This is a genomic window from Achromobacter sp. Marseille-Q0513 (genome assembly GCF_018195695.1).
GTDB lineage: Bacteria > Pseudomonadota > Gammaproteobacteria > Burkholderiales > Burkholderiaceae_B > Achromobacter.
This window is the reverse complement of sequence record NZ_JAGTJY010000066.1, coordinates 22,496-28,622: the sequence shown is the minus strand read 5'-3', so window position 1 is coordinate 28,622 and position 6,127 is coordinate 22,496. Positions and strand designations below refer to the sequence as shown.

Annotated in this window: 3 protein-coding genes; 2 read left to right on the top strand and 1 reads right to left on the bottom strand. The window is 72.2% G+C overall.

What is annotated here, in order from left to right; translation table 11 throughout:
• Both KDH83_RS15240 and KDH83_RS15235 read left to right on the top strand, forming a co-directional pair.
• Nucleotides 1–4,533 (top strand): filamentous haemagglutinin family protein (locus KDH83_RS15240; protein ID WP_212317261.1); only part of this gene is annotated, 4,533 nt, incomplete at its 5' end.
• Between the two features lie 2 nt (nt 4,534–4,535).
• Nucleotides 4,536–5,123 (top strand): RNA polymerase sigma factor, encoded by a 588-nt coding sequence (locus KDH83_RS15235; protein WP_212317259.1) that lies wholly within the window; start codon nt 4,536–4,538, stop codon nt 5,121–5,123.
• 12 nt (nt 5,124–5,135) lie between these two features.
• Here KDH83_RS15235 and KDH83_RS15230 read toward each other — a convergent pair whose 3' ends face one another.
• Nucleotides 5,136–6,086: a VOC family protein gene (locus KDH83_RS15230; RefSeq protein WP_212317257.1), complete on the bottom strand. Its 951-nt coding sequence runs from the start codon at nt 6,084–6,086 to the stop codon at nt 5,136–5,138.
• Between the last annotated feature and the right edge of the window lie 41 nt (nt 6,087–6,127).

Below are 6,127 nucleotides of genomic sequence, written 5' to 3'. Positions count from 1 at the left end.
GTGCTGGTGCTGCGCGCCGGCGGCAACCTGAACATCTACGGCAGCATCAACGACGGCTTCGGGCCGCCGCCGGATTCGCCGGACGACGCTGGCTGGCAGCTGGTCCAGGGCCGTCTCGGCTCGCAGGGCATCACGGCTTTCGGCGGCGACCTGGTGGTGCCGATCGGCGGCGGCAAGCTGGAGGCCGGCACGATGTTCCCCACCGGCAGCAAGCTGAACTACGACCTGCCGGTCGCGCCCGTCACGCTGCCCGCCGGCACCGTGCTGCCCGTGGCGATGACGCTGGACGCGGCCCTGTCGCTGCCGGCCGGGCTGGTGCTGACCGGCGACGTCACGGCCGCCGACGGCCGCGTGCTGCGCGCCGGCACCGTGCTGGCCGGCGAGCTCAAGCTCGCGCCGGGCGCGCAATTGGGCGCCGGTTTCGTCCTGCGCGGCGAGGCCGCCGTGCGCGCCTTCACCTGGCCCAAGGGCGTGCCGCTGCCGGCCGACTTGAAGGCCAGCGCGCAGATCACGCTGGCGCAGGGCTCGCTGATCCCGTCGCAGACCAAGCTGGTGCTGCTGGGCGGCAAGCCGGTGGACCTGCGGCCCAAGGGGCCGGACGGCAAGCAGGGCCGCAACTGGGCGCTGGCGCCCATGCTGGGCGCGGGCGCCAGCGCCTGGACGCTGACCGCGGTGGCCGGCGCCGACCTGGGCTCGGCCGACGTGCGCACGCGCAACGTCCTGAGCAAGGGCGATCTGGTGATGTCCGACACGCACTACGGCCTGGCGGGCCGGGGAACCGAGACCTCCAAGACCATCTTTGTCGGCGTGATGGTGCTGACTCCGCTGGGGGCCGAGGAACTGATGGGAGATCCCTCGCTGACTGGCAAGCCGATCAAGCCGATCGCCGACGAATGGCAGCTGGACTGGGAAACGCTGTGTTCCTGGGGCGCCTATTGCGAACCGGAACCGCGCAGGGTGACGGCCGCCGGATCGCAGCAATGGGCGGGCAACGCCAGCTGGGTCGGCAAGACGGTGCAGGAAATGGCCGCCGCGCTCAACCAGACCGAGGACGCCATCTGCGCCAACGCCGCCCACTGCGAGGGCGGCGGCACCTCGGAAACCATCGTCACCCGCACCTACAAGTACGTCTTCGGCTCGCCCTTGTTCAGCGTGCTGCGCACCGGCGCCGGCGACCTGTCGCTGCTGGCCGGGCGCGACGTGGGCATGGCCTCGCTGTACGGCGTGTACACCGCCGGCACGCCCACCTCGCTGGGCGCGGCCGACGCGCGCTTCAACCTGGCGCGCGGCTATGACGGCAAGACCGGCGTGCTGGGCCTGATGCAGCTGGACGGCAAGTACGACGCCGCCATGGCGTCTTACCGGGCCTGGTATCCCGACCACGGCGGCAACCTGCTGGTCGATGCCGCGCGCGACGTATACGGCGATGCCATGGGAGCCGCGGCCAACAGCGGCGTCGAGGTCGACTGGACCGCCAGCCTGGCGCGCTATTCCAGCACGATGACCGGTGCCTGGCTGTGGCGCCAGGGCAGCATCGGCACGCCGGGCGTGGCCGATATCGCGCCCAGCTGGTGGATCAATTTCGGCGCCTACACGGTCGATTCCCCCTACGGCGCCGGCTACAAGGAACCGAGGGTGGTGGGCTTCACCGGCTTCGGCACGCTGGGCGGCGGCAACGTCAGCATCGCCGCCGGCCGCGACGCGGGCGTGCGCGACGCGCGCGGCGACGCGGCGCTCTATGTCAACGGCATGGCGGCGCGCTCGCAAGGGCTGACCGCGGTGGTCGCCAGCACTGGTCGCCTGCTGGATGGCAACCTGGTGCTGACCGGCGGCGGCGATCTGGACCTGCGTATCGGCGGCAGCCTGAATCCCACGCTGAGCGCCACCCAGCTGCAGGCGATCGGGCCGTCGCACACGGGCGGCTCCGACAACCTGGACCTGAACGGCGTGCTCGGCAACCTGCGCGGCCGGATCAGCCTGTCGGCCGGGCAGATGGGCGGCATGGACCTGCGCTACGGCGACGGCTCGGGATTGCGCGCTCCGGATCCCTATGCCGTGGCCGGGGGCCGGGTCATGGGCGGGCCGCGCCTGGTGCTGGGCGACGCCGTGGCCTGGATCGATACGCGCGCCGACCTGGTGCTGGGCGGCGTCAGCGACCCTGGCCGCGTCACGCAGGTCAATTCCAGTCCCTACCAGATGATCGGCGCGGCGGATCCGGTCGTCGGCGGCGGCAACGGCTGGTTCACGCTGTGGACGCCGTCCACCGCGATCAATCTGTTCTCGGCCGGCGGCAACCTCACCCCGATGACCGTCAGCAACAGCCGGTTCCTGGGAGAAGAGTTGTCCTCCGATGTCACGCGGGTGTCGGCGGACGGCCGCCGCTATTTCGTGTATCCGTCCATCGTGCGCGCCGTGGCGGCCGACGGCAACATCGTGCTGGCCGACAATGCCGCGGGCTACGACAACCCGGTGCTGCTGCTGGCGCCGTCCGCGGGCGGCCGGCTCGAGATGCTGGCGGGCCGCTCCATCCTGGCCAGTGGCGCCCATGCCGTGTCGATGTCGGCGGCCGATGCGCCGCTGCCCACGCCCTGGCGTCCGGCCTTCAGCGCCTTCGAGGTCTCGAACGGCAATCCCATCCTGACCAATACCAGCAAGGATGGCGTGCAGCCTGGGTCGCTGGGGTACAACAAGCCGCTGTTCGTCTTCGGGCCGGCTTCGCCCACGAACCGCGCGCTGCACGCGGGCGATGACACCGTCGCCAGGTTCTACGCGGTCACGGGCGACATCCTCGGCCTGAAGAGCGGCGCGGTGGTCGACATGAGCGGGACCAGCCGCAGCACGGACACCTGGTACGAGGCCGCCGTGCCGGTATCGGTGCGGGCGGGCCGCGACATCATGCGCCTGAATGTCACCGCGCTGCACAACAATGCGCGCGACCTGTCGCTGATCGAGGCCGGCCGCGACATCATCTACGCCAATGCGCAGGTGGCGGGCCCCGGCACGCTGCTGATGCAGGCGGCGCGCCAGGTGCGTCAGGACGACGCGGCCAGCGTGCGCAGCCTGGGCGCCATCGTGCGCGGCGACAACCGGCTCGGCGCGGACATTGCCGTGCTGGCCGGCGTGGGCGCGGCGGGACCGGACTACGCGGGCCTGCTGGCGCGCTATCTGGATCCGACCCGCGCGCTGGCCGCCGGCGAAACGCTGGGCGCCAATCCGGATCGCGTGGTGCGGACCTACGGCGGCGAAATGAAGCTGGCGGACTGGCTGCGCCTGCACTTCGGCTATCAGGGCGACGAGCAGGGCGCGCAGGGCGAGCTGGCGCGGCAGCAGGCGAAGGTGGACGCCCAGGCGGCCGCCGACACCTCGCGCAAGCGCCGTGATCTGTCGCAGGACTATCGCCAGGAAAGCGAACTGCACCTGGTGAACTGGCTGCGCAAGCAGCACGGCTACGAGGGCGGCCAGGACGGCGCGGCGGCGGCCTTCGCGGCGCTGGCGCCGGCGGAGCGCGGCATCTACGCGCGCCAGCTGTTCTTCGCCGAGCTGAAGGAAGGCGGCCGCGAGTACAACGAGGAAGGCGGCCCGCGCTTCGGCAGCTACCTGCGCGGACGCCGCGCCATCGCGGCGCTGTTCCCCGAGAGCGATGCCGCCGGCGGTCCGATCCGCTACGAGGGCAGCTTCACGATGTACGGCGGCGCGGGACTGCGCAGCAGTTTCGGCGGCAACATCCAGCTGATGACGCCGGGTGGCCAGCAGGTGCTGGGCGTGGAAGGCGTGGCCCCGCCGGCCAGCGCCGGCGTGGTGACGCAGGGCCAGGGCAACATCCAGCTCTATTCGCAGGGCAGCGTGCTGCTGGGCCAGAGCCGCATCATGACCACCTTCGGCGGCCACATCCAGGCCTGGTCGGCGAACGGCGACATCAACGCCGGGCGCGGCGCCAAGACCACGGTGCTGTACACGCCGCCGCGCCGCGTCTACGACGCCTTCGGCAACGTGACGCTGTCGCCCACCGTGCCGTCCACCGGCGCCGGCATCGGCACGCTGGCGCCGATTCCCGAGGTGCCGGCGGGCGATGTGGACCTGATCGCGCCGCTGGGCACCATCGATGCCGGCGAGGCCGGCATCCGGGTGTCGGGCAACGTCAACATCGCGGCGCTGCACGTGGTGAACGCGGCCAACATCCAGGTGCAGGGCGAGAGCAAGGGCATCCCGGTGACGGCCTCGGTCAACACCGGCGCCCTGTCCAGCGCCAGCGCGGCGGCCTCCACGGCCACGGCGGCGGCGCAGGACGTGATGCAGCGCGATCGCGCCGCCTCGCGCCAGAATCTGCCGTCGATCATCTCGGTGCAGATCCTGGGCTATGGCGACGAGCAGCTGCCGGCCAGCCGCGCGCCGGCCAGCCCCAGCGTCGACGCCGGCAAGCAGGCGCCGATCTATCGGGCCGACAGCGTGTTCCAGATGGTCGGCGACGGCCAGCTGACGCCGGTGCAGCAGGCCGCGCTGACGCCGGCCGAGCGGCGCAACTGGCAGCCGTGACCATGGCCGCCATCACCGAGGCCCGCCCGGCGGAAATCCGGGCGGGCGCCGCCGGCGCGGGCGAGCCGACGGCGCTGCAGCATTTCATCGCCAGCCACTACGACGACCTGCGTTGCCGGCTGGTGGCCTACCTGGGCAGCGAGGATCTGGCCGGCGACAGCCTGCACGATGTCTGGCTGCGCCTGGCCACCAGCCAGGCGGCCGAGGTGCGCAATCCCGGCGCCTACGTGTTCCGCATGGCCTGCAACCTGGCCGTGGACGGCCTGCGCCAGGGCTGGCGCGAAGTCGGCCAGGACGGCGATGACGCCGGCCTGCTGGCCGATGACGCGCCGGGTCCGGCGGAGGTGGCCGAGGCGCGCTCGGAGCTGCTGTCCTGCATGCGGGCGCTGCAGGCGCTGCCCAGCCGCCGCCAGGCCATCCTGCTGGCCCGCAGCGTGGAAGACCTGTCGCCGCGCGAAGTGGCGCTGCGCTACGGCATCACCGTGGACAGCGTCATGGGCGAGGTGCGGCGCGCGCGCCAGACGCTGGGGGCGCCGCAGGCGCTGCGGGCGGGCGCGGGTTCCCGCCAGCGCCGTTGCCTGTCGGCCTAGAACGCCCGCCGCTCAGCCATCCTGTTCGTGGTTCGTGATGAAGTCCGGGGGCAGGGCCGGCCCCCAGACGTACAGCGCGTCCTCGGGCGGATGGTCGGCCGCGGGCCATCGCGCGCCGGCCGCGACGAAATCGATGTCGTAGGAATACTCGGCGTAGCTGCCCCAGGGGTCGCGCACATAGCGGAAGTAGTTGGAGCCCAGCACGTGGCGGCCGACGCCCCAGCCCTCGCCATGGCCCGCCGCGCTCATCTGTTCCATGCCCAGGCCTACGTCGTCCAGCGAGGCCACGCACCAGCTGGTGTGGTGCAGGCCGAGGCCGCTGGACTTCGCCAGCGCGATCAGGTGATGGTCGCTGCCATGCGGGCCGTGCAGGAAGGCGATCACGTCGCCCGACGTGTCCGACACGCGCAGGCCGAGCACGTCCACATAGAAGCGCGTGGCCCGCGGCACGTCGGCGCTGAACAGCAGGATGTGCGACAGGTACAGCGGCCGCACGCGCGGCGCGCGGCTGCGGGCGGGGGCGCGGCCGGCATTGGCGCAGGGCTGCGGCGGCGTCTGCGGCGCCGGCGCGCAGGGCGAGGACTTGGGCGCGGCGCGCAGCTGTAGCGGCAGGCCGTCGGGACCGGCGATCCAGATGCCGCCTTCGTCCGCGCCGGCGGGCGCGGCGATGCGCGCGATGCCCAACTGCTCCAGGCGTTCGGCGAAGCGCGGCGCGTCCCCGGCGTGGATGCCCAGGCTGATCCACAATAGCCGCTTGCGTCCCGCCGCCTGCCGGATGCGGCCCCAGCGCTGAGGATGGCCGAAGGCGTACAGCGCCAGGCCGCTGTCCTCGTCGCGCACGTCCAGGCCGAAGCTCAGGTAGAAATGCCGCGCGGCTTCCAGGTCGGGGACGCTGAACACGAACTCGTCCACCGAATGCACGGCAAGCAGCGGTGTGGTCAGGATAGACGCGCCAGAAGTCATGCTGTCTCCATTGCGGGCCGGCGCCAGACAGGCGCCTGCAT

What these genes read in the sequence shown, in the direction of transcription:
- KDH83_RS15235 (WP_212317259.1), top strand. Translation starts at nt 4,536, where the DNA reads ATGGCCGCCATCACCGAGGCCCGCCCGGCGGAAATCCGGGCGGGCGCC.
- KDH83_RS15230 (WP_212317257.1), bottom strand. Translation starts at nt 6,086, where the DNA reads ATGACTTCTGGCGCGTCTATCCTGACCACACCGCTGCTTGCCGTGCAT.